The sequence below is a fragment of the Plastoroseomonas hellenica genome, assembly GCF_018129085.1.
Lineage (GTDB): Bacteria > Pseudomonadota > Alphaproteobacteria > Acetobacterales > Acetobacteraceae > Plastoroseomonas > Plastoroseomonas hellenica.
The window spans coordinates 137,665-162,518 of the sequence record NZ_JAAGBB010000012.1 but is presented as its reverse complement, the minus strand read 5'-3'; the positions used below and the strand labels follow the sequence as shown (position 1 = coordinate 162,518).

At 71.0% G+C, this 24,854-nt stretch carries 24 protein-coding genes; 10 read left to right on the top strand and 14 right to left on the bottom strand.

Annotation, left to right across the window (positions count from 1 at the left end; all coding sequences use genetic code 11):
* Positions 1 to 273: 273 nt before the first annotated feature.
* The 4 genes from GXW71_RS12205 to rph form a co-directional block, all read right to left on the bottom strand.
* Positions 274 to 1,239: a tripartite tricarboxylate transporter substrate binding protein gene (locus GXW71_RS12205; protein ID WP_211852776.1), complete on the bottom strand. Its 966-nt coding sequence runs from the start codon at positions 1,237 to 1,239 to the stop codon at positions 274 to 276.
* Between the two features lie 200 nt (positions 1,240 to 1,439).
* The gene (locus GXW71_RS12200; protein ID WP_211852775.1) at positions 1,440 to 2,147 is read right to left on the bottom strand and encodes an alpha/beta fold hydrolase; all 708 of its coding nucleotides are present in this window, start codon (positions 2,145 to 2,147) and stop codon (positions 1,440 to 1,442) included.
* 77 nt (positions 2,148 to 2,224) lie between these two features.
* Complete coding sequence (locus GXW71_RS12195; protein ID WP_211852774.1) at positions 2,225 to 2,857, bottom strand: non-canonical purine NTP pyrophosphatase; 633 nt, start codon at positions 2,855 to 2,857, stop codon at positions 2,225 to 2,227.
* On the bottom strand, positions 2,854 to 3,570 hold the full coding sequence (gene rph, locus GXW71_RS12190) for a ribonuclease PH (RefSeq protein WP_211852791.1): 717 nt from the start codon (positions 3,568 to 3,570) through the stop codon (positions 2,854 to 2,856). The genes GXW71_RS12195 and rph overlap by 4 nt, the downstream gene beginning before the upstream one ends.
* Before the next feature lie 68 nt (positions 3,571 to 3,638).
* On the opposite strand from rph, the gene GXW71_RS12185 reads away from it, so the two are divergent.
* The 5 genes from GXW71_RS12185 to GXW71_RS12165 all read left to right on the top strand — a co-directional run bounded on the left by GXW71_RS12185 (position 3,639) and on the right by GXW71_RS12165 (position 8,632).
* Positions 3,639 to 4,622, top strand: coding sequence for a tripartite tricarboxylate transporter substrate-binding protein (locus GXW71_RS12185; RefSeq protein WP_211852773.1), 984 nt, complete (start codon positions 3,639 to 3,641; stop codon positions 4,620 to 4,622).
* A 47-nt stretch (positions 4,623 to 4,669) separates the two neighbouring features.
* The gene (gene hrcA / locus GXW71_RS12180; protein WP_211852772.1) at positions 4,670 to 5,761 is read left to right on the top strand and encodes a heat-inducible transcriptional repressor HrcA; all 1,092 of its coding nucleotides are present in this window, start codon (positions 4,670 to 4,672) and stop codon (positions 5,759 to 5,761) included.
* 85 nt (positions 5,762 to 5,846) lie between these two features.
* Complete coding sequence (locus tag GXW71_RS12175; RefSeq protein WP_211852771.1) at positions 5,847 to 6,881, top strand: 5-methyltetrahydropteroyltriglutamate--homocysteine methyltransferase; 1,035 nt, start codon at positions 5,847 to 5,849, stop codon at positions 6,879 to 6,881.
* Between the two features lie 3 nt (positions 6,882 to 6,884).
* Positions 6,885 to 7,427 (top strand): NADPH-dependent FMN reductase, encoded by a 543-nt coding sequence (locus GXW71_RS12170; protein ID WP_211852770.1) that lies wholly within the window; start codon positions 6,885 to 6,887, stop codon positions 7,425 to 7,427.
* 134 nt (positions 7,428 to 7,561) lie between these two features.
* Positions 7,562 to 8,632 (top strand): alginate lyase family protein, encoded by a 1,071-nt coding sequence (locus GXW71_RS12165; RefSeq protein WP_211852769.1) that lies wholly within the window; start codon positions 7,562 to 7,564, stop codon positions 8,630 to 8,632.
* Between the two features lie 190 nt (positions 8,633 to 8,822).
* Here GXW71_RS12165 and GXW71_RS12160 read toward each other — a convergent pair whose 3' ends face one another.
* Together GXW71_RS12160 and mutS are read right to left on the bottom strand one after the other, a co-directional pair.
* A complete protein-coding gene (locus tag GXW71_RS12160; RefSeq protein WP_211852768.1) occupies positions 8,823 to 11,624 on the bottom strand; it encodes a [protein-PII] uridylyltransferase in 2,802 nt (933 codons plus the stop codon).
* A 20-nt stretch (positions 11,625 to 11,644) separates the two neighbouring features.
* Positions 11,645 to 14,260, bottom strand: coding sequence for a DNA mismatch repair protein MutS (gene mutS, locus GXW71_RS12155; RefSeq protein WP_246526512.1), 2,616 nt, complete (start codon positions 14,258 to 14,260; stop codon positions 11,645 to 11,647).
* A 191-nt stretch (positions 14,261 to 14,451) separates the two neighbouring features.
* On the opposite strand from mutS, the gene GXW71_RS12150 reads away from it, so the two are divergent.
* Together GXW71_RS12150 and GXW71_RS12145 are read left to right on the top strand one after the other, a co-directional pair.
* On the top strand, positions 14,452 to 16,752 hold the full coding sequence (locus tag GXW71_RS12150; RefSeq protein WP_211852767.1) for an NADP-dependent malic enzyme: 2,301 nt from the start codon (positions 14,452 to 14,454) through the stop codon (positions 16,750 to 16,752).
* A 7-nt stretch (positions 16,753 to 16,759) separates the two neighbouring features.
* The gene (locus GXW71_RS12145) at positions 16,760 to 17,206 is read left to right on the top strand and encodes a DUF488 domain-containing protein (protein ID WP_211852766.1); all 447 of its coding nucleotides are present in this window, start codon (positions 16,760 to 16,762) and stop codon (positions 17,204 to 17,206) included.
* Positions 17,207 to 17,220: 14 nt separating this feature from the next.
* Here the strand turns inward: GXW71_RS12145 and GXW71_RS12140 are convergent, their stop codons facing one another.
* The 6 genes from GXW71_RS12140 to GXW71_RS12115 all read right to left on the bottom strand — a co-directional run bounded on the left by GXW71_RS12140 (position 17,221) and on the right by GXW71_RS12115 (position 21,477).
* Positions 17,221 to 17,511, bottom strand: coding sequence for a hypothetical protein (locus tag GXW71_RS12140; protein ID WP_211852765.1), 291 nt, complete (start codon positions 17,509 to 17,511; stop codon positions 17,221 to 17,223).
* Positions 17,512 to 17,570: 59 nt separating this feature from the next.
* A complete protein-coding gene (locus tag GXW71_RS12135) occupies positions 17,571 to 18,536 on the bottom strand; it encodes a Bug family tripartite tricarboxylate transporter substrate binding protein (RefSeq protein ID WP_211852764.1) in 966 nt (321 codons plus the stop codon).
* A gap of 2 nt (positions 18,537 to 18,538) precedes the next feature.
* On the bottom strand, positions 18,539 to 19,462 hold the full coding sequence (locus GXW71_RS12130) for an AEC family transporter (protein WP_211852763.1): 924 nt from the start codon (positions 19,460 to 19,462) through the stop codon (positions 18,539 to 18,541).
* A 21-nt stretch (positions 19,463 to 19,483) separates the two neighbouring features.
* The gene (locus GXW71_RS12125; protein WP_211852762.1) at positions 19,484 to 19,939 is read right to left on the bottom strand and encodes a hypothetical protein; all 456 of its coding nucleotides are present in this window, start codon (positions 19,937 to 19,939) and stop codon (positions 19,484 to 19,486) included.
* A 51-nt stretch (positions 19,940 to 19,990) separates the two neighbouring features.
* Complete coding sequence (locus GXW71_RS12120; protein WP_211852761.1) at positions 19,991 to 20,623, bottom strand: bactofilin family protein; 633 nt, start codon at positions 20,621 to 20,623, stop codon at positions 19,991 to 19,993.
* A gap of 167 nt (positions 20,624 to 20,790) precedes the next feature.
* Positions 20,791 to 21,477, bottom strand: coding sequence for an EI24 domain-containing protein (locus GXW71_RS12115; RefSeq protein WP_211852760.1), 687 nt, complete (start codon positions 21,475 to 21,477; stop codon positions 20,791 to 20,793).
* Positions 21,478 to 21,558: 81 nt separating this feature from the next.
* Here GXW71_RS12115 and GXW71_RS12110 point away from each other — a divergent pair, with 81 nt between their 5' ends.
* The 3 genes from GXW71_RS12110 (at position 21,559) to GXW71_RS12100 (ending at position 23,188) form a co-directional block, all read left to right on the top strand.
* Positions 21,559 to 22,542: an adenosine kinase gene (locus GXW71_RS12110; RefSeq protein WP_211852759.1), complete on the top strand. Its 984-nt coding sequence runs from the start codon at positions 21,559 to 21,561 to the stop codon at positions 22,540 to 22,542.
* Positions 22,543 to 22,635: 93 nt separating this feature from the next.
* On the top strand, positions 22,636 to 22,881 hold the full coding sequence (locus GXW71_RS12105) for a type II toxin-antitoxin system ParD family antitoxin (RefSeq protein WP_211852758.1): 246 nt from the start codon (positions 22,636 to 22,638) through the stop codon (positions 22,879 to 22,881).
* Positions 22,868 to 23,188, top strand: a complete 321-nt coding sequence (locus GXW71_RS12100; RefSeq protein ID WP_211852757.1) for a type II toxin-antitoxin system RelE/ParE family toxin — start codon at positions 22,868 to 22,870, stop codon at positions 23,186 to 23,188. The genes GXW71_RS12105 and GXW71_RS12100 overlap by 14 nt, the downstream gene beginning before the upstream one ends.
* A gap of 25 nt (positions 23,189 to 23,213) precedes the next feature.
* Here the strand turns inward: GXW71_RS12100 and GXW71_RS12095 are convergent, their stop codons facing one another.
* Together GXW71_RS12095 and GXW71_RS12090 are read right to left on the bottom strand one after the other, a co-directional pair.
* Complete coding sequence (locus GXW71_RS12095) at positions 23,214 to 23,561, bottom strand: DMT family protein (RefSeq protein ID WP_211852756.1); 348 nt, start codon at positions 23,559 to 23,561, stop codon at positions 23,214 to 23,216.
* A complete protein-coding gene (locus GXW71_RS12090) occupies positions 23,558 to 24,829 on the bottom strand; it encodes an AmpG family muropeptide MFS transporter (protein WP_211852755.1) in 1,272 nt (423 codons plus the stop codon). The genes GXW71_RS12095 and GXW71_RS12090 overlap by 4 nt, the downstream gene beginning before the upstream one ends.
* Between the last annotated feature and the right edge of the window lie 25 nt (positions 24,830 to 24,854).

Here is a 24,854-nt window from a genome sequence, read left to right as displayed (position 1 = left end):
TTTGCGGCGGCCCGACCGGGCCGCCGCAAACGGCAGGAACAAAACAAGGAGACTGTCAGCCATGTCTCCGGTCCAAACTGTCAGTGATGTCCCCGGCTAGACAGGGGCTTTGCCCCTCCCGGACCCACCCCAGCAGGAGCCTACAGGCCCCTGCACCCCGTTTACTTTGACGCCCCTTCGCAATCAGGGCACCAAGTGAAGCAGGTCCAGGAGGCTCTAGCCTCCTGGCGGGTGAGGTCTGGAGAGGGCGGAGCCCTCTCCAGGACGCCGCCTTCACCGCGCGTTCTGCAGCTCCACCCCGGCGGCGCGGGCGGCTTCGCCCCATTTGGTGAGTTCGGCCTGGACAAAGCTGCGGAGGCTATCGGGGTCGGAGGTGACGATGTCGGCGCCGAGGGTGCGGTGGCGTTCGACCACCGTCGGGTTGCGCATCGCCGCGACGCAGTCCGCGTGCAGCTTGGAGAGGACCGGGCCAGGCAGCCCGGCGGGCGCGATCACCATGCCCCAGGTCGAGGCTTCGAAGCCCGGCAGGAGGGATTCCGCCACGGTCGGCACGTCGGGAAGCTGGGCGGAGCGGCGGGCGCCGGTCGTGGCGATCGCCTTCAGCGCGCCGGATTGGATATGCGCCAGCGCCGCCGGCACGGTGTCGAACATGATGTTGACCCGTCCGGCGATCAGGTCCGGGTGGGCCTGGCTGCTGCCGCGGTAGGGCACGTATTCCAGCCGGATGCCGGTGCGCTGGGCGAAGAGGACGGGCGCCAGGCGCACCACGCCGCCGGTGCCGGCGAAGGTGACGCCGGGGTTGCGCTTGGCGTGATCGACCAGCTCCGCCGGGGTGTTCGGTGCGAAGCTGCGTGGCGCGCAGAGCACCAGCGGCGTCGCGGTGGTCTGGGTGACGAAGCTGAAGTCGCGCATGGTGTCGAAGGGCAGGCGGTAGAAGGCGGCGTTCACCGGATGCGCGACGGAGACGAGGCCGAGGGTATGGCCATCCGGCGCTGCCTTCGCGACCACGTCGGTGCCGATCACGCCGTCGGCGCCAGCGCGGTTCTCGACCGGCACGGCCTGTCCCCAGGCGGCGGCGAGGGGCTCGGCCATCAGGCGGGCGGTGATGTCGGAGACCCCGCCCGGCGTATAGGGCACGACCATCCGCACCGGGCGCTGCGGGAAGGCGCCCTGGGCGCCCGCGCGGGCGGCAAGCAGGATGGCGGGCGCAGCCAGCGCGGCGCGGCGTGAGATGGACATGCTTTCCCTCCTTTGCGGTCCCCATTGTCCGTCACGTGGTTCGGGCTTGTCGGCTGAAAGCCTCGAGCCAGCACGCTCCGTGCGGGATCGCTTGCCGCCACTCTGCGGTGCGCAGGGCAGGAAGGTAAAGAGGGGCGGCCTCCTTAGTTCCCGCGCGCAGATTCACGCCTCCGGGCGATTCCGCCCTCCGGCGATCTGCTCTATCCGGGGCAGCGCGCGGCGATGCCGGTGGCGAAAGCCGCCATGCAATCGCCGAAGCGGGCGTCGAAGCCGGGGTCTCCCTGCCCGGCATGGCCCAGCGGGGCGTCCGGCCGGTCGATGATCAGGCGCGGCAGACCGAGCCGGACCGCGGCTTCCCGGAACAGCGCGGCGCGGGCATCCGGATCGGGGTCCCAGGCATCGCCCCGGAACAGCACGAGGCCGAGGCGGCGCGCCGCTTCGGGCCGCGCGGCACGGAGCGCGGCAGCGAAGGCGGCGAGCGCCTGGGGCCTCTGCTCCGGCGCCGTGCCGTGTGCGGCCGGTGCCACCAGCAGCACCGCCTCGGCACCGAGGGGCTGGCGCAGCGCCGTCAGCGCGATGAAGGCGCCGCGGGATTCACCGAGCACGATGACCCGTGCATAGCCGCGTTCGCGGAGCGCGGTCACGCCGGCGACCAGCATCTCGGCGCCGGCATCGAGCGGATCGGCCGGGCCGCCGCGGTCCAGCCGCCACAGATCCCAACCGGCCCCGGTCAGCCGGTGGGACCAGGGCGGCGGATCGGGCGGGGCGCCGTCGCGATCGCTCGGGTGCAGCCAGATCAGCGCGCCCCGGGCGGCGCCGGGCCCGGCCGGCGCGACATGCGGGTCCGGACGCAAGGGGCCGGCGGCTTCCGGCGCCGCTGTCTGGGCCGCCAGCAGCAGGAATGCCATCGAGAGGGCCGCAGCGGATCGCCGGAGGGTGGCATGGCCCGGAAGCGTGAATCCGCTGCGGAGCCGATCCAGGCACGTCATGGCAGGCAGGCCGCCTGGAGCAGCGCGAAGGCGCGCGCCCGATGGCTGATGGCGTGCTTCACCTCCGGCGCCATCTCGCCGAAGGTCTCGGCATGGCCGTCGGGGATGAACATCGGATCGTAGCCGAAGCCCTGGCCGCCGCGCGGTGGGAAGACCCAGCGTCCATGCACCTCGCCCAGGAAGTCCTCGGTGTGGCCATCGGGCCAGGCGAACACCAGGGCACAACTGAACCAGGCGCGCCGGTCCGGGTGGTCGCCGCAGCGCTCGGCGACCAGCGCCATCGCCTTCGCATAGTCGCGGCTGCCGTCCGGCTGCATCGCCCAGTCGGCGGTCAGGACGCCCGGCGCGCCATCGAGTGCCGCGGCCGAGAAGCCGCTGTCATCGGCCAGCGCCGGCAGGCCGGTGGCGCGTGCCGCCGCCAACGCCTTGATGCGGGCATTGCCGATGAAGCTCGTCTCGGTCTCGGTCGGTTCCGGCAGGCCGCGCGCGCCGGCGCTCTCCACCGTCAGCCCGAAAGGCGCCAGCAGCGCCGCGACTTCCCGGAGCTTGCCGGCATTGTGGGTGGCGAGGATCAGCGTCTCCCCGCGCAGGAGGCGCCGCCGGCCGCCGCTTCCGGCCGACGGGCTCATCCGCCGATCGCCTTGCGCTGCGCGGCGAAGAGCTCGCCGGTGCCCTTCTTCGCGAGCTGCATCAGAGCGGTCAGGTCCGCCTCGGTGAAGGGCGCGCCTTCGGCGGTGCCCTGCACCTCCACGATGCCGCCCTGGCCGGTCAGCACGAAGTTGGTATCGGCATCCGCCTTGCTGTCCTCGGCATAGTCGAGGTCGAGCACCGGCGCGCCTTCCCAGATGCCGCAGGAAATCGCGGCGACCTGGTCGCGCAGCGGGTTGGCGGTCATGATGTTGCTGGCGCGGCAATGCTCGAAGGCGAGATGCAGCGCCACCCAGGCGCCGGTGATCGATGCGCAGCGGGTGCCGCCATCGGCGGTCAGCACGTCGCAATCGAGGGTGATGGTCATCTCCCCCATCGCTTTCAGGTCGGTCACGGCGCGGAGCGACCGGCCGATCAGGCGCTGGATCTCCTGGGTGCGGCCGCTCTGCTTGCCGCGCGCGGCTTCGCGGTCGCTGCGGGTATGGGTCGCGCGCGGCAGCATGCCGTATTCGGCAGTCACCCAGCCCTGGCCGGAATTGCGCAGGAAGGGCGGCACCCGCCCCTCCACACTCGCGGTGCAGAGCACCTCGGTCAGCCCCATCCGGATCAGGCAGGATCCTTCGGCATGGCGCGCGACGCCGGGTTCGAGCGAAACGGTGCGGAGCGCGTCGGGGGCGCGGCCGGAAGGGCGCATGGTCAGGATCCTTGGCAGGGTGCGGGCCATGTGGCTCACTCCGGGCAACCAGGCAAGATGAGGAAACCATGCTGAACCGCCGGACCCTGTTCGGGGGCGCCGCCGCCCTCGCCACAACGCGGCTTGCCGCGCCCGCCCTCGCGCAGCAGGGCTTCCCGAGCCGACCGGTCTCGATCGTCGTTCCCTTCGCGGCCGGCGGCCCCACCGATGTCATCAATCGCCTGGTCGCCGAGGGCATGACCAAGGATCTCGGCCAGCCGGTGGTGGTCGAGAACGTGACCGGTGCCGGCGGCACCATCGCGGCGCAGCGCATCGCCCAGTCGCGGCCGGACGGTTACACGCTCCTCGCCCACCATATCGGCCACGCCAGCACCGCGACGCTCTATCGCCGCCTGCCCTACAGCGTGACGGAGAGCTTCGCACCGCTCGGCCTCGTCTCCGACGCCGCGATGACGATCGTGACGCGCCCGGATTTCCCGGCCACGGATCTTGCCTCCCTGATGGCGAAGATCCGCGCCGAGGGCGACAAGCTGAATCTCGCGAATTCCGGCCTCGGCGCTGCCAACCACCTCTGCGGCATGCTGCTGCAGCATGCCGCCGGCACCGCCATGACGCCGGTGGTGTTCCGCGGCAGCGCGCCGGCGATCACGGAGGTGATGGCGAGCCGCATCGACGTGTTCTGCGACCAGGCGACCAACACCTTCGCCTTCCTGCGCGACGGCCGCATCAAGGGCTATGCGGTGACGACCGAGGGCCGGGTGCCGGGGCTCGACCTGCCGACCACCCGGGAAGCCGGCCTGCCCAGCATCGACATGAGCACCTGGCATGGGCTCTACGCGCCCGCCGCCACGCCGGTCGAGGTGCAGGAGCGGCTTTCCGCGGCGATCCGCGCCGCGCTGAAGGAGGCGCGGCTGAAGGAACGCTTCGCCGAAATGGTCACCGAGCCCGCCACCGACGCCAAGGCGACGCGCGACTTCCATGCCCGCTTCCTGGCAGCCGAGGTGGTCCGCTGGCGCCCGATCATCCAGGCGGCAAATGTCTACGCGGATTGATCAACGTGATGGTTGACCTTGCCATGGGCGCTCCCTAGCCTTTCAGGATGGCGGATCAGCGCTTCGGTCGGGGTCTCGGCCCCGATGTCCAGCCCATCCTCGGCGCCATACTGCCGGGGCTCGACACGCGCAGCGCGGCGGTGCTGCGGGAGCTGGTGGAGACTTATGTCGAAACTGGGGAGCCGGTCGGGTCCCGCACCCTCTCCCGCCGGCTGCCGCTGAACCTGTCCCCTGCCACCATCCGCAACGTCATGGCGGATCTGGAGGAGGCGGGGCTGCTCTTCGCCCCCCACACCTCCGCCGGCCGGCTGCCGACCGAGCGCGGCTTGCGGCTCTTTGTCGATGGGTTGCTCGAATTCGGCGACCTCAGCGATGCCGAGCGGGAGGCGATCTCGGTGCGCTGCGCCGCCTCCGGCCGCTCCCTGCAGGAGACGCTGGGCGAAGCGGGGCAGATGCTCTCCGGCCTCGCCGGCGCCGCCGGCATGGTGGTGGCGCCGAAGTCCGAGTCCGCGGTGCGGCACATTGAGTTCGTGGCCTTGGGCCCGGGCCGCGCCCTGGTGGTGCTGGTGCAGGAAGGCGGCCAGGTCGAGAACCGGGTCATCGAGGTGCCGCCTGGCCTGCCGCTCTCGGCGCTCACCCAGGCCAGCAACTACCTGAATTCCCGCCTCGGCGGCCGCACGCTGGAAGAAGCCCGCGGCGTCGTCACGCAGGAGATCGCGGCCAACCGCACCGCGCTCGACGACCTGACGCAGCAGGTGATCGAAGCGGGCCTCGGCACCTGGTCGGGCGGCGGTGGCGGCTCCCTGATCCTGCGCGGCCAGTCGCGGCTGCTGGAGCATCTGGATCAGGCCGCGCATGTCGCCGAGATCAAGCGGCTGTTTGAACGGCTGGAAGCGCAGGAGACGATGCTGCGCCTGCTGGAGCTGGCCCAGCGCGGCCAGGGCGTGCAGATCTTCATCGGCGCGGAAAGCGGGCTGTTCGACAGCACCGGTCTCTCGATGGTGGTGGCGCCGTTCCGCAACGGCCAGGAAAAGATCGTCGGCGCCATCGGCGTGATCGGACCCACCCGCATCAACTACGGGCGCGTGATCCCGGTGGTGGACTACACGGCCCGGGTCATCGGGCGGCTGCTGGGGTAGCGCCTCGGGGAACTGCGCCACCCTCCGCGGTGGACACCGCCAATCTCGGTCCTATGCTCCGCCGGTCTTGTCCCGGGGGAACGCCATGAACCGCCTGCTGCCCACCTCGCTCGTCGGCTCCTATCCGCAGCCGGAATGGCTGATCGACCGGCAGCGGCTGGCCGGCCGCTTTCCGCCGCGCGTGCGCGCGAAGGAGCTGTGGCGCGTAGCGCCGGAGCATCTGGAGCAGGCGCAGCAAGATGCGACGCTGATCGCGATTCGGGATCAGGAACGCGCCGGGCTCGACATCATCACCGATGGCGAGGTGCGGCGCGAAAGCTACTCCAACCGCTTCGCGACAGCGCTGGACGGCGTCGATCTCGACAACCACGGCACCGCGCTCGACCGCAGCGGGCATCCGAACCCGGTGCCGCGCGTCTTCGGGCGCATCAGCCGGCGCCATGCAGTGGAGGCGGAGGATGTGCGCTTCCTGCGCGCCAACACCGACCGGCGGATCAAGATCACGGTGCCCGGGCCCTTCACCATGGCCCAGCAGGCGCAGAATGATTTCTACAAGGACGAGGCGGAGATGGTGATGGACTACGCCGCCGCCGTGAACGCCGAGATCAAGGACCTCTTCGCCGCCGGCGCCGACATCGTGCAGGTGGACGAGCCCTATATGCAGGCGCGGCCGGAAAAGGCGCGGAAATACGGGCTGGCCGCGCTGGATGCGGCGCTGGAGGGCGTCGAGGGCAAGACCGCCGTCCATATCTGCTTCGGCTATGCCGCGATCATCCACGAGCGGCCGGAGGGCTATTCCTTCCTGCCGGAATTCTGCAACTGCCGCGTTAACCAGATCTCGATCGAAACCGCGCAGTCGAAGCTCGACACCAAGGTGCTGGGGACGCTGCGCGGCAAGGAGATCATCCTCGGCGTCATCGACCTGTCGGATATGACTGTCGAAACGCCGGAGACGGTGGCGGCGCGCATCCGCCGCGCGCTGCCCTACGTGGATGCGGAGAAGGTGATCGTGGCACCGGATTGCGGCATGAAGTACCTGCCGCGGGATGTCGCCTTCGGGAAGATGCGGGCGATGGTGGAGGGTGCGGCGATCGTCCGCCGCGAGATCGAAGGGGGCTGAACCGTGCCGAAGCTTCTCGTCGTCTGCGGCAGCCTGCGCCGTGCCTCCTACAACCGCGTCATCGCGCATGCGCTGCCGGCACTGGCGCCGGCGGGCGTCGCGATCGAGATCTTCGAAGGGCTGGGCGATTTCCCGCTCTATGACGGTGACGTCGAAGCGGCGGGGATGCCGGCGCCGGCCACGGCGCTCGCCGCCCGCATCGCGGCGGCGGATGGCGTGATCATCGTGACGCCGGAATACAACTACTCGATGCCGGGCGTGCTGAAGAACGGCATCGACTGGCTCTCACGACTCAAGCCGCAGCCGCTCGCCGGCAAGCCGGTGGCGATCCAGACCGCATCGATGGGCGCCATGGGCGGCGTGCGCTGCCAGCATCACCTGCGGCAGACGCTGGTGGCGCTGGAGGCGCGGGTGCTGAACAAGCCCGAGATCATGGTCGGCCAGGCACAGAACAAGCTCTCGGCGGACGCCATCACCGATGAGCCGACGCGCGGCCTGATCGCGAAGCAGCTCGCCGTCTTCGCGGAATTCGTGCGGAAGGGTTAGCACTACTTGCAGAAGGAGTGGATGGGGATTGAATTTGGATTCTCGGCTCAAATGTGCTGGCGGGCGATCCGCGAGCGAGTTCCCGTTGTCGCCGAGAGGTTCCTCATGCAGCCTGAGCGCGCGCTGCAGATGCCATGAATCGACTTTCCGAGTATGTCACCGCGGGCATGCTGATGCTGTCGATCGGCACCAGCTCGGCCGCGATGGCGGAACCCCTGCGATCGCCGTTCGCGCCGCTGCCATCCCCTACGAGACCGGCCTCCCGCTGCCCGGAAGCGCCGGAACCGATGCTCAATATCGAGGGCGTGGCTTACTACACCGATCCTGCATATAGCCGCGTCGACCCCGCTCGGCTGGAAGCCGATCGCGCCGTGCAAGCAAGGCTGGACGCCCTGGCGAATGTCGTCCAAGCCGCTGTCGAGAGGGCGCGCTCGGGCGAGCAAGGAGCGGCAGCGTGCGCGGTCAGGCTCCTGGATGCGTGGGCGCAGGCGCGGGCGATGCTCGGCGCGGTGAATCTCCAAGGGAGCTATCATCGGGTCTGGGCGTTGGCTGGCGCCGCGCTCGCCTTCCTCCAGGTCCGCGAGGTTCCTGGGCACGATCCCGTGGCGGCTGGACGGGTTGCGACATGGATGCGGGACCTGGCACGGGCGATCCGGCCGTACTACGACCGGGCCAGCCAGGCGGCCATCAGCGACCTTCGAAACAACCATGCCGCCTGGGCTGGTCTCGCAGTCGCGGCCGCGGGAATCGCGAGTGACGACCGATCGCATTTCTATTGGGGCGTCGGGAAGCTGCGCGCGCAGTTGTCGCAGGTCACCCCAGCCGGTGCTCTGCCGCAAGAGCTCGCGCGTGGCGGTCTGGCATTGCGGTACCACCTGTTCGCGCTGGAACCCATCGCGGCCCTCGAGCGGCTCGCGCGCGTCAACGACGTGGCGTTGCCGGGTGCCGAACAGGCTGCGCTTCAGCGACTGACGCGTTTCGCGTTCTCGGCGGCGCGGGACCCGTCAGCCATTGCCAGCCTCGCGGGGACACCGCAGGACGATTCATGGCTCCAAGGTCGCCCGCTGCTCTCGACGGCGGTCGGTCTCGAGATCCGTGCGCAGGCAGAGCCGCAGCCGGACCTGAACGCGGCGCTCCAGGCATCTCGTCCGTACCGGAGCCGTTGGCTCGGAGGTCTGGTGACCGGCAATTGGTCGACGCGCTAGATGCTTGGTCCGTGAACGCGAGCGATCTAGGCGGTATCGACATTCAGCACCGGAAGGCGCCTGGCGAGGGATTTTTCGAGCTGGCCAGGCGCGCGGCGCTGCCGATGCTGGTTGCATCGGCAAGCCGCGCAACGCCGCCAGCGCGGAAAAGACCCGCCGGGCGACCCCGAAGGCTGAATGGCGATCCGCCCTAGGCCCGTGCCGGGACCGGCGCCGGCTGGCTCTCCGGCGTCATCAGGCTTTCAGCCAATGCCTCACGCAGTTGCGCCAGCTTGCGCTCGTTCTCGATCTTCAGGCCGAAGACGTCCTTCACGTAGAAGACGTCGACCGCGCGCACGCCATAGGTGGTGATGTGCGCGGACGCGATCTGCATGCCCTGGGCGCTGATCGCCGCCGTCATGTCGTGCAGCAGCCCGGGGCGGTCGCGGCCGTTCACCTCGATGACGGTGTGGGTGTTGCTCGCATGGTTGTCGATGACGACGCGTGGCGGCACCGTCACCGCGCGGAGCCGCGCCGGCTCCCGCCGCACCTTGCGGATCTCCTCGGCGAGCTTGAGCCGGCCGGAGAGCGACTGCTCGATCAGGACGGAAAGGCGGGCCAGGCGGTGCGGCTGGTCGAAGGCGGCGCCGGAGGCATCCTGGACCCAGAAGGTGTCGAGCGCGGTGCCGTCGGTCATCGTATGGATGCGCGCATCGACGATGGAGGCGCCGGCGACGGCGAGCGCGCCGGCGATCTTGCTGAACAGGCCCGGGTGGTCGGTACAGTAGACCGTCACCTCGGTGACGCTGCGCGCTTCCAGCACCCGGGTGCGGATGGTCAGCGGCGTGCCGCTGGTATCCGCCTCCCGCACCATCATCGCATGGCGCGCATGGGTCTGCGGGTCGAAGCTCAGCCAGTAGCCGGGGTAGCCGAGGGAGAGGAAACGCTCCAGCTCCGGCTTCGGCCGGCCCTTGAGCAGGGATGCTGCCGCTTCCTTGGCGCGGGCCACGCGCACATCCCGCTCCGGCACCGAAAGCCCGCCGGCCAGCACTTCCGCGACGCGCCAGTAGAGCTCCCGCAGCAGCGTCGCCTTCCAGCCATTCCAGACCTTGGGCCCGACCGCGCGCATGTCGGCGACGGTCAGCACGAGCAGCAGGCGCAGCCGCTCCGGCGATTGCACCACCTCGGCGATGTCGAGGATGGTCTTCGGATCCTCGATATCGCGCTTGAAGGCGGTCTGGCTGATCAGCAGGTGGTGCAGCACCAGCCAGGAGACGGTCTCGGTCTCCTCCGGCGTCAGGCCGAGCCGCGGGCAGACCTCCTGCGCCACCTGGGCGCCGAGCTCCGAATGGTCGCCGCCGCGGCCCTTGGCGATATCGTGCAGCAAGGTCGCGACATAGAGCGCGCGGCGCGACTGCAACTGGCCGAGCAGCTCGCTCGCGACCGGCGCGATCTCCGACAGCTCGTTGCGGTCGAGCTGGCCGAGCACGCCGATCGCCTCGACGGTGTGCTCGTCGACGGTGAAGACATGATAGGTGTCGAACTGCATCAGCCCGACGATGCGCGCCCAGTCCGGCAGGAAGCGTGAGAGGAAACCCGCTTCGTTGAGCTGCCGCAGCCAGGCGGCACCGTCGCGACCCGAGAGCAGGTCGAGGAAGATCGCATTCGCCTCCGGATCGCCGCGCAGCTTCACCGCGTGGCGCGACTGCCGGATCAGCGCCCGGAAGGCGAGGGGATGGATCTCGAGCCCACGGTCGCGCGCCAGCTTGACGAGGCGCAGCATCAGCACCGGCTTCTCGCGGAAGTCGAAGCCGGGGGCAGCGATCAGCTTGCCATCGGCCAGCGCGAAGCCGGCATCGGAGAGCGCCCGGTCGGACGCCGGCAGCACCGCTGGCAGCCCGAGCGCCGCGCGCTCGATCCCCGGCTCCAGCATGCGGGTCAGCCGCGCCACGTCACGCACCGTCAGGAAGAGGTGCTTCATAAAGCGCTCTACCCCGTCCTGCTTGCCATGGCGCGTGTAGCCCATGCGGGCGCCGACGACGGGCTGGAAGTCGAAGGTCAGCCGCTCCTCGGCGCGGCCGGCGACCAGGTGCAGGTGGAAGCGGACGGTCCAGAGGAAGTCCCAGGCGCGGCGGATCGCCTTCGCCTCCTCCTCCGTGATCAGGCCGCCGCCAGGGGCGTCGGCGCCCACCAGCTCCGGCATGCGCTGCACGCCGAAGGCGTAGCGCGACAGCCAATAGAGGGTCTGCAGGTCGCGCAGCCCGCCGCGGCCTTCCTTGACATGCGGCTCCACCAGGAAGGGGCTCTCGCCGTAACGGGCATGGCGCGCGGCGCGCTCGGCGCGCTTGGCGGAGAGGAAATGCCCGAAGCCCCAATCCGCCCGCGCCTTGGCGAAAGCCGCGGCGAAGAGGTTGAAGACGGCGCCATCGCCGGCGAGCGGCCGGGCGTCGAGCAGCGCGGTCAGGATCGTGGCGTCGCCCTTCGCATCCTCCAGGCAATCCGTGACGCTGCGGGTCGCGTGCCCGACCTTCAGGCCGAGATCCCACAGCAGATAGAGCATGAACTCGACGTGGCGCTGGCCGCGGGGGCTCATCGGCGCGTCGGTCAGGAACAGCAGGTCTATGTCGGAGAAGGGGGCCAGCACGCCCCGCCCATAGCCCCCGGTCGCCACCAGGCAGAACGGCACCTCCCGCGTCCTGGTGGCCGGCAGGGTCGCATCGGCATAGCTGTGGATCGCAACGATCAGGGTATCGGTCAGCGCCGCCATCCAGCGCGCGGCGGAAAGGCCGGAGAGCTCCCGCGCCTCGAAGGCCTGCTGCACGCGGCTGTGGATGCGCCCCAGATGCCGCCGCAGCACCGCCAGCGCCGCATCCCGCGCAATCGGATGCCCATCCGGCACCAGATGGGCGATCAGGTCGGGCAGGACATCCGGCGGATCGGCAAGCGGCGTAATGGCGCGCGCTCCGCCGCTCGGCGTGATCGCCTGCAATGCGGCGGTCTGACTGGCTTTCATCCCCTTGACACTATCGTGTCCTATGCGGCGGGGCCAAGGGGCCCTTCGCGCTGCAACAATGTTTTCAGGCGATAGAGTGCTTCCTGTGCCTCACGGGGCGACAGCGCGTCGGGGTCGATTGCGGCCAGGGCCTCCAGCACCGGCGGCGGCGCGGCGTCAGGCTGCCGGACAGGGGCGGGGCGGGCGAAGAGCGGCAGCTCGTCCGATAGCGGATCCAGCCCGCGCGCCCGCTCTTCCAAGGCTTTCAGCACGGCCTCGGCCCGCGTCACCACGCCGCGCGGGACACCTGCAAGGCGGGCGACATGCAGCCCCCAGCTCTTCTCCGCCGCCCCCGGCGCGACGCTGTGCTGGAACACCACGGACCCGCGCCATTCGCGCACCTGCATCGTCGCAGGCGCAAGCTCCGGCAGCTTCCCGGCCAGCGCCGTCAGCTCGTGGAAGTGGGTCGCGAAGATCGCGCGGCAGCGGATGCGATCATGCAGCGCCTCCAGCACCGCCCAGGCGATCGCCAGCCCGTCCCAGGTGGCGGTGCCGCGCCCGACCTCGTCCAGCACGACCAGGGAGCGGTCGGTCGCCTGGTTCAGGATCGCCGCCGTCTCCGCCATCTCGACCATGAAGGTCGAGCGACCGCCGGCGAGGTCGTCCGAGGCGCCGACGCGGGAGAAGAGCCGGTCGACGATGCCGAGCACGGCATGCTCGGCCGGTATGAAGAGCCCGGCCTGGGCCAGGATCACCAGCAGCGCGTTTTGCCGCAGATAGGTCGATTTGCCGGCCATGTTCGGCCCGGTCAGCAGGCAGAGCCGCCGCCCGGCCGAGAGGTCGCAGTCATTGGGCACGAAGGCGGGGCCGCGCGCCCGGGCCAGCGCCGCCTCCACCACCGGGTGCCGGGCCGCGGTCACCGCGAATTCGGCGCGGGCGCCGAGCTCCGGCCGGCACCAGGCGCCGGCCGCGGCGATCTCGGCGGCGCCGGCATGCACGTCGCACTCCGCCAGCGCCTGGGCCGAGGCGGCGACCGGCCCCGCCGCGTCCAGGCAGAGCTTCCGCAGATGCTGCGCGATGCGGCGCTCCCGCTGCCGTGCGCGATCCCCGGCTTCCGACAGCTTGCGGTCGAGCTCGGCGAGTGCGGTGCAGGTGAAGCGCATGGCATTCGCCATGGTCTGGCGGTGGATCGGCGCATGCGGCGCGGCGGGTGGCTTGCGCAGCAAGGTCTCGCCGGCTGCCAGCGGCAGCTCCGCCAGGTAGCCGAATTGCTGGTGGTGCTTGATCTTGAGGCTGGCGACGCCCCAGGCCTGCGCCAGCTCCATCTGCAGCGCCGCAATGGCGCCGCGGGCATCGTCGCGGAGCCGCCGCAGCGCATCCAGCTCGCCGTCATAGCCGGGCGCGACCAGGCCGCCATCTTCCAGCCGCGCCGGCAGCGTCTCGGCCAGCGCCCGGGCCAGCTCCGGCTGCGGTCCCTGCCATTCCAGCGCGGACGCCGCTTCCCGCAACAAGGACGGCAGCGGCGGCATGCCGGCAGGATCGGCCAGGGCCGCGGCGATGGCGCCGGCGCGCGCCAGCCCGTCGCGGATCGCCGCCAGGTCGCGCGGCGCGAAGCGGTCGAGGGAGAGGCGCGCCAGGGCGCGGGCCATGTCGGGCGCGCCCTTCAGCGCCGCACGCATGGCGCCGCGCAGCGCCGCGGCATCGATCAGGAAGCCGACCGCGTCATGCCGCGCCGCGATCGCCTCCGCATCGGCGAGCGGCGCCGAAAGCCGCGCCGCCAGCTCGCGCGCGCCGGCGGCCGTCACCGTGCGGTCGACGGCGCCGAGCAGGCAGTCCTTGGCGCCGCCGCGCTCGCCTTTCAGGATCTCCAGGCTGCGGCGCGTCGCCGCGTCCATCTGCAGCAACCCGCGCCCGCCCTGCGGCGCCGGCGGCGATAGCCGCGGCAGCACCCCGGCCTGGGTCGCCCGCACGTAATCGACCGCCATCGTTGCCGCCGCGATCTCGGGGCCGGAAAAGACGCCGAAGCCTTCGAGGGTCGCGACGCCATAGGCATCGGCCAGCCGTGCGCCGGGGTCGGAGGAGGGGGCGGCGACCGCGAGCAGTCCCAGCACGGGCGCCAGCGCGGGGTCGCCGGCCAGCGCTTCCGGTGCCACCACCTCCGCGGGGTCGAGCCGCGCCAGCAGCGCCGGCAGCGCCGCGAGCGGCAGCGCCTCCGTCTGGAAGGCGCCGGTCGAGACGTCGAGCCAGGCGGCGCCGATCCGCGCCCCGTCCGGGGCCAGCGCCAGCAGCCAGGCGGGGCGGGAGGCGTCGAGCAGTGCCTCCTCTGTCACCGTCCCGGGGGTGACGACGCGCACCACCTCGCGCCGGATGGTCGGCGCCTTGCGGCGCTTCGCCTCCTCGGGTGTCTCCATCTGGTCACAGATCGCGACCCGGAAGCCGCGCCGGATCAGCCGCGCCAGGTAGCTGTCGACCGCATGCGCCGGGACGCCGCACATGGCGATCGGCTGGCCGCGATGCTCGCCCCTGTATGTCAGGGCGATGTCGAGCGCTTCCGACGCCGCCTCGGCATCGCTGAAGAACATCTCGAAGAAATCGCCCATCCGGAAGAACACCAGCGCGTCCGGATGCGCGGCCTTGGCCACGAACCATTGCGCCATGGCGGGGGTCGCGCCATCGGCGCGTGGAATCGGGGCGCGGCCTTCGCGCGGCGTATCCTGCGACCTGTTCTGCTCCATCGCATCGAGATAGCCGGTCATGCCGCAATTGCGAAGCGAGGGACTCGCCGGGTTCCGCGGCGCGGCCCATCATCAGCCAACGAATGACCGTATTGCCGGGGGCAGCCGCCGCGATGGACGACACGAAGAACCTGACAACGCCCGACAGCCGCACCGCGCGCATCACCGGGGAGGAGGCCTTGGCGATGCACGCCGAGGGCCGCCCGGGCAAGCTGGAGATCCGGCTGACCAAGCCGCTGACCACCGCCCGCGACCTCAGCCTCGCCTATTCCCCCGGCGTCGCGGAACCCTGCCTGCACATCCATCGCGACCCGACCCTCGCCTATGACTACACGTCGAAGGGCAATTTCGTCGCGGTGATCTCCAACGGCACCGCGGTGCTCGGCCTCGGCAATCTCGGCGCGCTCGCCTCGAAGCCGGTGATGGAAGGCAAGGTCGCCCTGTTCAAGCGCTTCGCCGACGTGGACGGCATCGACCTCTGCCTCGACACGGAGGACGTGGACGCTTTCGTCAATTCGGTGCGCTACCTCGGGCCCTCCTTCGGCGGCATCAACCTCGAGGACATCAAGGCCCCGGAATGCTTCATCATCGAGCAGCGCCTGCGGGAGCTGCTGGATATCCCGGTCTTCCATGACGACCAGCACGGCACCGCGATCGTCGCCGCCGCCGGCCTGATCAACGCGGCGCACCTGACCGGCCGCGACCTCGCGAAGACGAAGCTCGTCATCAACGGCGCCGGCGCTGCCGCCGTCGCCTGCGCCGAGCTCCTGAAGGCAATGGGCATGCGGCCCGAGAACGTCACGATGTGCGACACCAAGGGCGTCGTGTATCGCGGCCGCACCGAGGGGATGAACCAGTGGAAGTCGGCGCATGCCGTCGACACCCCGGCCCGCACGCTGTCGCAGGCGCTGGAAGGGGCGGACGTGTTCTTCGGCCTTTCGGCCAAGGGCGCGCTGACCCAGGACATGGTGCGCGCCATGGCCGATGCCCCGATCATCTTCGCCATGGCCAACCCCGACCCCGAGATCACCCCGGAGGAGGCGAAGGCCGCGCGCCCGGACTGCATCATCGCGACCGGCCGGTCGGACTATCCGAACCAGGTCAACAACGTGCTCGGCTTCCCCTTCATCTTCCGCGGCGCGCTCGACGTGCGGGCCAGCACCATCAACGAGCACATGAAGATCGCCGCCGCCAACGCGCTTGCGCTGCTCGCGCGGGAGGATGTGCCGGAGGAGGTGGCCGGCGCCGGCGCCGGGCTCGCGCTGCGCTTCGGGCCCGAATACATCATCCCGAACGCCTTCGACCCGCGCCTGATGTCGCGCGTGCCGCCGGCCGTCGCCAAGGCGGCGATGGAATCCGGCGTGGCGCGCCGGCCGATCATCGACCTGAATCGCTATTCCCGCGACCTCGCCACCCGGCTCGATGCCACCGCCGGCGCGCTGGAAGCGATCGCGGAGCGGGTGCGCGCCAATCCGAAGCGCGTCGTCTTCGCCGAGGGTGAGGAGGAGAAGGTGATCCGCGCCGCGATCGCCTTCTGCAATGCCGGCTATGGCACCCCGGTGCTGGTCGGGCGGGAGGATCGGGTGAACGCGACGGCGGCCGCCCTCGGCATCCCGCTGCCGGATGGCATCGAGATCCACAATGCGCGGCTGTCGCACTCCAACCGCCGCTATGCGGACTACCTCTATGCCCGCAAGCAGCGCGAGGGCTTCCTGTTCCGCGACTGCCAGCGCCTGGTCAACCAGGACCGCAACGTCTTCGCGGCCTGCATGGTCGCGATGGGTGACGCGGATGCGCTGGTGACCGGCTCGACCCGCAGCTACTCGGCGGCGCTCGAGAACATCACCATGGCGATCGAGCCGATGCCGCGCAGCGTGCTGTTCGGCCTGTCGCTGATCATCGCGCGCCGCTCCGGCACCGTGCTGGTCGCCGACACCGCGATCCATGAACGGCCGGATGCCGCGACGCTGGCCGAGATCGCGCGCCAGTCGGCCGCCGCGGCGCGCCGCCTGGGGCTGGAGCCGCGTGTCGCCTTCCTGTCCTTCTCGACCTTCGGCGACCCGAAGGGCGTGATCCCGGGCAGCGTGCGCGACGCGGTGAAGCTGCTCGATCAGACCGGCGTCGATTTCGAGCATGACGGGGAGATGGCGGCGGATGTGGCGCTCGATCCGGCGCTGCGGTCGCAGCTCTATCCCTTCTGCCGCCTGACCGGCCCGGCGAATGTGCTTGTCATGCCGGGGCTGCACGCCGCCCATATCCTGACCCGCGCAGTGCCGCAGCTCACCAGCGCGACGGTGATCGGCCCGCTGCTCTTCGGGTTGTCGCGCCCGGCGCAGATCGTGCCGATCTCGGCCGGCGTGAACCAGGTGCTGGACATGGCCTGCCTCGCGGCACATGCCGCGATCAGCCGGTAGTCCGGACATGGGTGAACGGGCGGTCGTGCATACCATCGGGTATGAGGACGCGACCCCCGCTGACCTGGTCGCGGTGTTGAAGGATGCGGGCATCGCGACGCTGGTCGATGTCCGCGCGCTGGCCAATAGCCGCAAGCCCGGCTTCGCCAAGCGCGCGCTGTCGGAGGCGGTGGAAGCCGCGGGCATCGCCTATGTGCATGAACGGGCGCTCGGCACCCCCGCCGCCGGCCGCGCAGCCGTGCGCGCCGGCCGTCCGGCCGAGATGCGCCGGATCTTCGGCGCCCATCTGGCGGGCGACGAGCCTCAGCACGCGCTGGCGCGCCTGGCCGCGCGTGCCCGGGACGAGCGGGTCTGCCTGCTCTGCCTGGAAGCCGACCCTGCACATTGCCACCGCACGCTGGTCGCGGAGGCGATCGGTCTGCCCATCACGCATCTGCACCCCGCGGGACACTGAAGCGCCATCACGCTCTAACGCCCGATCCGCTCCGCGCGGTCCCGCGTCCATTCGCCGGCACGCTCCAGCCGGTTGCCGGTCCAGCGTGCCGCGCGCTTGACGGCGCCGCCGGTGGCGCGCGCGGCGCGTCCGACCCCGGATGCGGCGCGGTCCGCCGTGGCGCCGACACGCTCGCCGAAGCTTGCCTCCTGCGTCTGGGGCAGCGACTTGACCGGCGGCGGCAGGCTTCCCGCCGGATCCGACTGCGCCAGGGCGGACCCGGCCACCAGGACAACAAAGGCAAAAGCCGCCAGAGACTTGCGCATGGTTGCATGCTCCTTCCGGGCCATGACAGGTGGTCGCACCATGGCCCGCACGCCAGGGTCTACCTGTCCAGTCGGATTCCCAGTTCATGAATCAGCGGCCGCCAGGTGGCAGCCTCGCGCGCCACGAAAGCCTGGAATTCGGGCGGGCTGAAGGCGGCGCGCTCGATGCCGAGCGCATCCATGCGCGCCACCACCTCCGGCGCCGCGACCGCTGCCGCCAGCGCCGCGTGCAGGCGGGCGACGGCCGGTGCCGGGGTGCCCGCCGGCACGCTCATTCCCTGCCAGCCATAGGCCACTGCCTCCGCATGCCCGAGCGCCCGCAGCGTCGGCACCGCGGGCGCCTCCGCGCTCGGCGCCTCGCTCAGCACCGCCAGCGCGCGGGCCTGGCCGTCGCGCAGGAAGGGCAGGCCGGTCGCGCAATCCATCACCACCAGGTCGACGGCGCCCGACAGCAGGTCCTGCATGGCCGGCGGTCCGCCGCGATAGGGCACGTGCTCGGCAGCAAGCCCGGTGCGCCGCTTCACCATCTCCATCGCCAGGTGGTGGGGGGAGGCGACGCCGGGCGTGCCATAGGTCGGCGCCCGCGCGCGCGACGCCGCGACCAGCCCCGCGAAGTCGCGCACCGCATCCCCGGGCCGCACCAGGATGAACAGCGGAAATCGTCCGATGAAGCCGATGCCCGTGAAATCGTGGTCCGGATCATAGGGGAGGCGCGCATAGAGCGCCGGGTTCGCGACCAGGATGCCGTTGTCGACATGCAGCAGCGTATGGCCGTCGGGTGCTGCCCGCGCCGCGACCTCGCTCGCCAGCACCGCGCCGCCGCCCGGCCGGTTCTCCACCACCACCGGCTGGCCGAGCAGCGGCGCCATCTGGCCGGCGATCAGCCGCGCGAAGACGTCGGAGGCGCCGCCCGGCGGATAGCCCACCAGCCAGCGCAGCGGCCGCTCGGGAAACCCACCCTGCGCCGCAACCCGCCGCGCTGCCAGCATCGCCATGCCCGCCAGAAGTTGCCGTCGCGCGGCCATGCCTACCTCCCGAGCAGCATCAGCCACAGCGGCAGCGTGACCAGCGCCGCCATGTGCTGGGTCGTCGTGATGGCGGCGATCAGGGGCGCGTCGCCGCCCATCGCGCGCGCCATCACGTAGCTGGTGGCGGCCGTCGGGAGCGCCATGAACAGCACCGCGAACAGCGCCGGCAGCCCATCGAGCCCGAGCGCCAGCGCGAAGCCCAAGGTGATCACCGGCATCACCAGCAGCTTCAGGACGCCGGTCGCCGCCTGCACCGGCAGCCGGTCCGTGAAGCTCGACAGCGACAGGGCGGCGCCGACGCAGAGCAGGCCGAGCGCGACCGAGGCGCGGCCGAGGCTGCCGAGCATCGGCTTCACCCCGGGCGGCAGGCCGCCGAGGGCGGCGATGGCGAAGCCCGCCACGCAGGCGATCAGCAGCGGGTTCTTCGCGACCTGGCGCAGCACGCCGAGCGGGCGCACCCGCGCCGCTCCCGCCGGCGCCAGCCCGATGGCGAAGGCGAGGACGACGACGACCTGCACGAAGGGGACGATCAGGCCGGTGGCGACGGCGGCGAGCGCCAGGCCCTCCGCGCCGAAGATGGCGCCGCCGATCGCGAAGCCGATCAGGTTGTTGAAGCGGATGCCGCCCTGCAGGACGGAGGTCATGGCCGCCGGGCCCTGGCCCATCGCGCGTGCCAGGGCGACGCTGATCAGCGCGCCGATCGCGAGCGCCCCCCAGATGCTGGCCGCCATCGGCCCGAGCGGCAGCGTCGCCAGGTCGACCTCCGCCAGGGCAGCGACGATCAGGGACGGCAGCAGCACCCAGAAGACCAGCTTCTCCATCCCGGCCCAGACACGGTCATCCGGCAGCAAGCTCCGCTTCAGCAGCGCGCCGAGTGCCAGCAGCCCGAAGCAGGGGACGAAGGCGTCGAGCCAGGCATTCATGCGAAGGGGGTTCCAGTGCCGTCACGCCCGGCGGCGCGCGATGCCGGCGAGGCATTCCGCCTCGCGGCGCGGTGCGGCGCCTTCCGCACGGGCGCCGGCATGGGCCACGCGCGGCACGCCGCCATCCTCCCCGGGGTAGAACACGATGTCGAGATGGCATTCCGGCCCGGCATAGAGCCAGATCTCAGCATTGCCTTCACTCCGCCGCAGCAGCGGCGTGCCGAAGAGGCCGATCACGGCGTCAGCATCGGCACCGAGCAGCCCCGCGGCGGTGTCCGGCGGGGCATTGCGCGCGGCTCGGGGGGCCGGGGGCGCCGGTGATGGTGGCGGTCGGGCCGGCGCCGCGGCCAGCGGCGCCGGGTCGCGGTGCGCAGGCGAAGCCTCGGCCGCGGCCGGTATGGCGTCGACCGGGCCTTCGCCGCCCACCTGGCAGGCGGCGAGCAACAGCACGGACAGCAGGCGCGATGGCGCCATCATGTGACGCTCCCGGCGCGCCTCCCGCCGAGCCGCGCGGGGGAGGCTTCCCGCTCAGCCCTCCGCGACGTCGACCGGGCGGGGTGCGCCGGCGGGGTAGCTCGGGCGCGACGCATTCTCGCCCAGCATCTCCATGCGGCCGGAGAGCTGGCCGCCCTCCTCGACCGACAGGCGCTTGGTGCGGGCGACGCCCAGCACCTTGCCGGTGGCGCGGATGACCAGGCTGCCATTGGCGGTGATGGTGCCGTCGAAGGTGCCGGCGATCTCCGCCTCCTCCACCTGCACCTCGCCCTTGAACACGCCGGCATGGCTGACGAAGAGCTGCTGCGCCTGGATCATCTGGCTCTCGACGGTGCCCTCGACGACGAGGCGCTCGGCGTCGGAGACGGTGCCCTGCAGGCTGATGCCCTTGCCCACCACCAGGGTGCGGCGCTCGCTGGCTTCCATCCCACCCGGCACGCGGGCGGCCGGCGCGGTCGGTGCACCCGGCACGCCCGGACGTGCCGGCGGCATGGCGGGCGACGCCGGACGCAGCGAGGCGACGGGCGCATTGGCGGTGGGCACGGCGGCCGGACGGAAGGGCGGTACGGCCAGATCGGGATCGCGGGCGGCGGGCACCGTGGTCGGCGCCGGCTCATTGCCCCCGGTCCCGGGGGTGTCGTCACGGCGGCTACGGAAGATGGACATGCGGTTCCCCCAGAGAGAAGGCCGATGGCCGCGCAGCGGCGCATCGGATGCGGATCAGCGAGATCGGCCTGCGACACCGCCCCTGTTCGCGCGTCGCTGCCGGCGGTCTTGGGCTAGCACGTGCTGCGCGAAGCCGACAACGGCCAAAGCCGCGACTCCTGCGGACGTTACGACGGCGCGCGAAGATCCTGTCCCAGCGCGGCCGGCGCCTGGAGGAGATGCACCGCGGCGGCTGTGCCGAGCACCGGCACCAGCAGGTTGATGAACGGCACGGCCGCGATCGCCGCGAGCGCCAGGCCGAGCAGCCACACCTGCCACCGCCGTGCGCGCCGCGCCGCGCGCGCTTCCGCGACACCCATGCGCCGCTGCGCCACGCCTTCGAACAATCCAACGCCGATCGCATGCGCGGCGATCGCCAATGCGATGGCGGCGCCGATCCCCGGCAGGAAGATCACCAGCGGCAGCAGCAGGATCTGCAGCAACAGCATCCCCAGGCCGAACTTCACGGTCCACCAGCCTTGCGCGGCCAGGCTGGCGCCGCGGGCCGGCGACAGGCCGGGGTAGTGCCGCGCTTCCACCGCCGACGCCACGGGATCGACGAAGGCACCGGCGATCGCGATGGCGAGCGGCAGGAACAGCCACCAGGCGAGGCCGAGCGTCAGCAGCCCGCCCAAGGCCTGCAGCAGGGTGGCGACCCAGCTGGGCAGCCCGCCGGCCGCCCAGCCGACGGCGTAGCCCGCGCCGCCGGCAAGCAGCAGCAGCGCCAGCAGCGCCCCGAGCGCGCCGAGGATCACCGGTCGCCGAAATTCCGGGTCGCCGAGCTGGCCGAAGGCCAGCAGGATCGCGCGTGTCATGGTTGCCTTCCTTCCGGTCGCGGCCTATCCCGGCCGAGGCCGATGCGCAACGCCCGGCCCATCCGACAAGGGCAGTACGCCATGGCCACGCCGCTTTCGCTCGACATCCTCGGCATCGGGAATGCCATCGTGGACGTGCTGGCGCGCGCCGACGACGCCTTTCTCGCGGCGCAGGGCATGACCAAGGGCGCGATGGCGCTGATCGACACGGAGCGTGCCGAGCGCATCTACGCGGCGATGGCTCCGGGCGTGGAGAACAGCGGCGGCTCGGTCGCCAATAGCTGCGCGGTCGCGGCGGCCCTTGGCGCCAAGGTCGGTTATCTCGGCAAGGTCGCGGACGACCCGCTGGGCGCGGTGTTCCGCCATGACATCACCGCGATCGGCGCGCATTTCCCGACCGCGCCGCTGGTCGGCGGCGCGCCCACCGCGCGCTGCCTGATCCTGGTCACGCCCGATGGTCAGCGCACCATGAACACCTTCCTCGGCGCCTGCGTGACCTTCGGCGAACAGGACCTGGATCAGGACGCGATCGCGGCCGCCAAGGTGACCTATCTCGAAGGCTATCTTTTCGATCCGCCGGCCGCGCAGGCGGCCTTCCACCGTGCCGCGCGCATCGCCCGCGCCGCCGGGCGCCGCGTCGCGATCAGCCTGTCCGATCCCTTCTGCGTCGGCCGCCACCGCGCCGCCTTTCGCGACTTCGTGCGCAACGAGGCCGATATCCTCTTCGCCAACGAGCACGAGGTCACCGCCCTCTATGAGGTCGCGAGCTTCGAGGAGGCGGTGGAGCTCGCCGCGAAGGATGTGTCCTTCGCGGCGCTGACCCGCAGCGAGAAGGGCAGCGTCGTCGTCGAGAGCGACAAGCGCGTCGCCGTCGCCGCGCAGCCGACCAAGCTGGTGGACAGCACCGGCGCCGGCGATGCCTATGCGGCGGGTTTCCTCGCAGCCCTGACCCGCGGCAAGCCGGTCGAGGAATGCGGCCGCTGGGGTTCAATTGCCGCCGCCGAGGTCATCAGCCATTTCGGCGCGCGCCCGCAGGCCGATCTGAAGGCGCTGATCGGGATCTGAATCTTGCCGCAGGCGGGAACGTTATGGCAATCATTGCCATAATTTCTGGCAATGATTGCCGGCGTGAGTTAGGCTCTTCGAAAGGAGATGCCCATGGCCACGATGAATGTCTCCCTCCCCGAACCGATGAAGTCCTGGGTCGAGCGCCAGGTCGAGGGCGGCTCCTACGGGAATGCGAGCGACTATATCCGCGATCTGATCCGCAAGGATCAGGAACGGAAGGCAGCGATCGCAGCCCTGCAGGCAGCCATCACCGAGGGAGTGGAAAGCGGGGAACCCAAACCCTTCGACGCGGACGCATTCAAGCTCCGGATGCGCAAGCGTCATGTCGTCCGGTAAGCTGGCACGGTATAGACTTACTCCGCGTGCTCTCGCCGATCTTGACGACATCTGGCGGTTCTCGGCGGAAACCTGGTCCGTCGATCAAGCGGACAGGCATATCGACGAGCTGGTGCGGGTCTTCGATTTGATTGCCGCCATGCCGACGCTCGCGCGGGAGCGCAGCGAATTCAAGCCTCCCGTGCGCCTTCATGTGTTTCAAGGCCATCTGATCGCCTACACGATCGCCAAGGATCACATCGCGATTCTGCGCCTGCTGGGCGGCCGACAGGATTGGGTCTCGATCCTGAAGGCGGCTGATCTGTAGGGCCGGCGATCGCGCCGCATTGGCATCAGCGCCCGGGGATGAAGATGAAGCCCACCGCGGCGATCAGGCACAGCCCCGCCGCGACGAAGTTCCAGCGGATTTCCTCGCCGAGGTAGTAGACCGAGAAGACGCCGAACACAGCGAGGGTGATCACCTCCTGCATCACCTTGAGCTGCTGGCCGGAGAAGGCGCCGTAGCCGATGCGGTTCGCAGGCACCGCGAAGCAGTATTCGAAGAAGGCGATCCCCCAGGAGATCAGGATCGCCATCCACATCGGCCAGGTCGGCTGCTTCAGGTGCCCATACCAGGCGAAGGTCATCAGCACGTTGGAGAAAACGAGCAGCAGCGGCGGCCAGAGCAGGGCATGCGTCACGGGATGGCGTGTCCTCGAACGGGGGGCGGCAGGCGCCGCAGCAGGAAGATCATGATCGCCATCGCCGGCAGCGCCGCCGCCGTGGTCAGCAGGAAGAAGTCGGACCAGCCGAGCGCCTCCGCGATCCAGCCGGAGGAGGCGCCGAGGGTGCGCAGCGGCACCGCCGCGAGCGAGGACAGCAGCGCATACTGCGTCGCCGTGAAGCGGATATTGGTCAGCGAGGACAGGTAGGTCACGAAGGCCGCGTCCGCGAGCCCGTCGGTGAAGTTCTCGACGCCCACCTGTGCCCAGAGCATCGGCATCGAATGTCCGGCATGGGCCAGCGCCACATACATCAGGTTGGAGAGCATCTGCGTCAGGCCGGTCAGCACCAGCGCCGGCGCGGTGCCGATGCGGGCCACCAGCCAGCCGCCGGCCAGCGCGCCGCCCAAGGTCGCGCAGAGGCCGAACACGGTCGCGACCGTCGCCACGTCCTCCCGTGTGAAGCCGAGCGAGCGGTAGAAGGGCGTGGTCATGATGCCGGCCAGCGCCTCGCCGAGCTTGAACAGCCCGACGAAGAGCAGGATCGCGAGCCAGAGCGGCCGCCGCGTGAGGTCGGCGAAGGGCTCCACCACCGCCGCCCGCAGCCGTGCCGCGAAGCCGATCGCCGCCATGGTCCGCGCCTCCGGCTCACGCGCCAGCAGGGTCGCGACCATGCCGACCAGCATCAGGAGCGCGGTCGCCGCATAGGCGCCGCCCCAGCCGAGTGGTGCCACCAGGAACAGCGTGCCGGCGCCGGCCGCCAGCAAAGCCAGCCGATAGCCCCAGACATAGGCCGCCAGGCCATAGGCCTGCTCCCGCTCCTCCAGCATCTCGATGCGCAGCGCGTCGATGACGATGTCCTGGCTGGCGGACAGGAAGGCGACCAGCACCGCGATCGCGATGGTCGCGGCCGCGCCGGTCAGCGGATCGGTCAGCCCCACGGCCGCGATCGCTAGCAGCAGCGCCGCCTGGATCGGCAGCAGCCAGCCACGCCGCCGCCCGAGCCGCCCGACCGGCGGCGGCACCGCGTCCAGCGCCGGCGACCAGAGGAACTTGTTGGCGTAGGCCAGCCCGATCAGCGTCGTCATGCCGATGGCGCCGAGCGAGAGGTTCGATTCCGAGAACCATTGCCGCAGAACCTGCCCCGCCACCAGCGGCAGCGGCAGCCCTGCCGAGAAGCCGAGGGCCAGCAGGATGGCGAAGCGGCGGTCGCGCCAGAGGGAGGGCCGGAACGGCGTGTCGGGCATGGTGCGACCCTGCCAGATCGGCGAT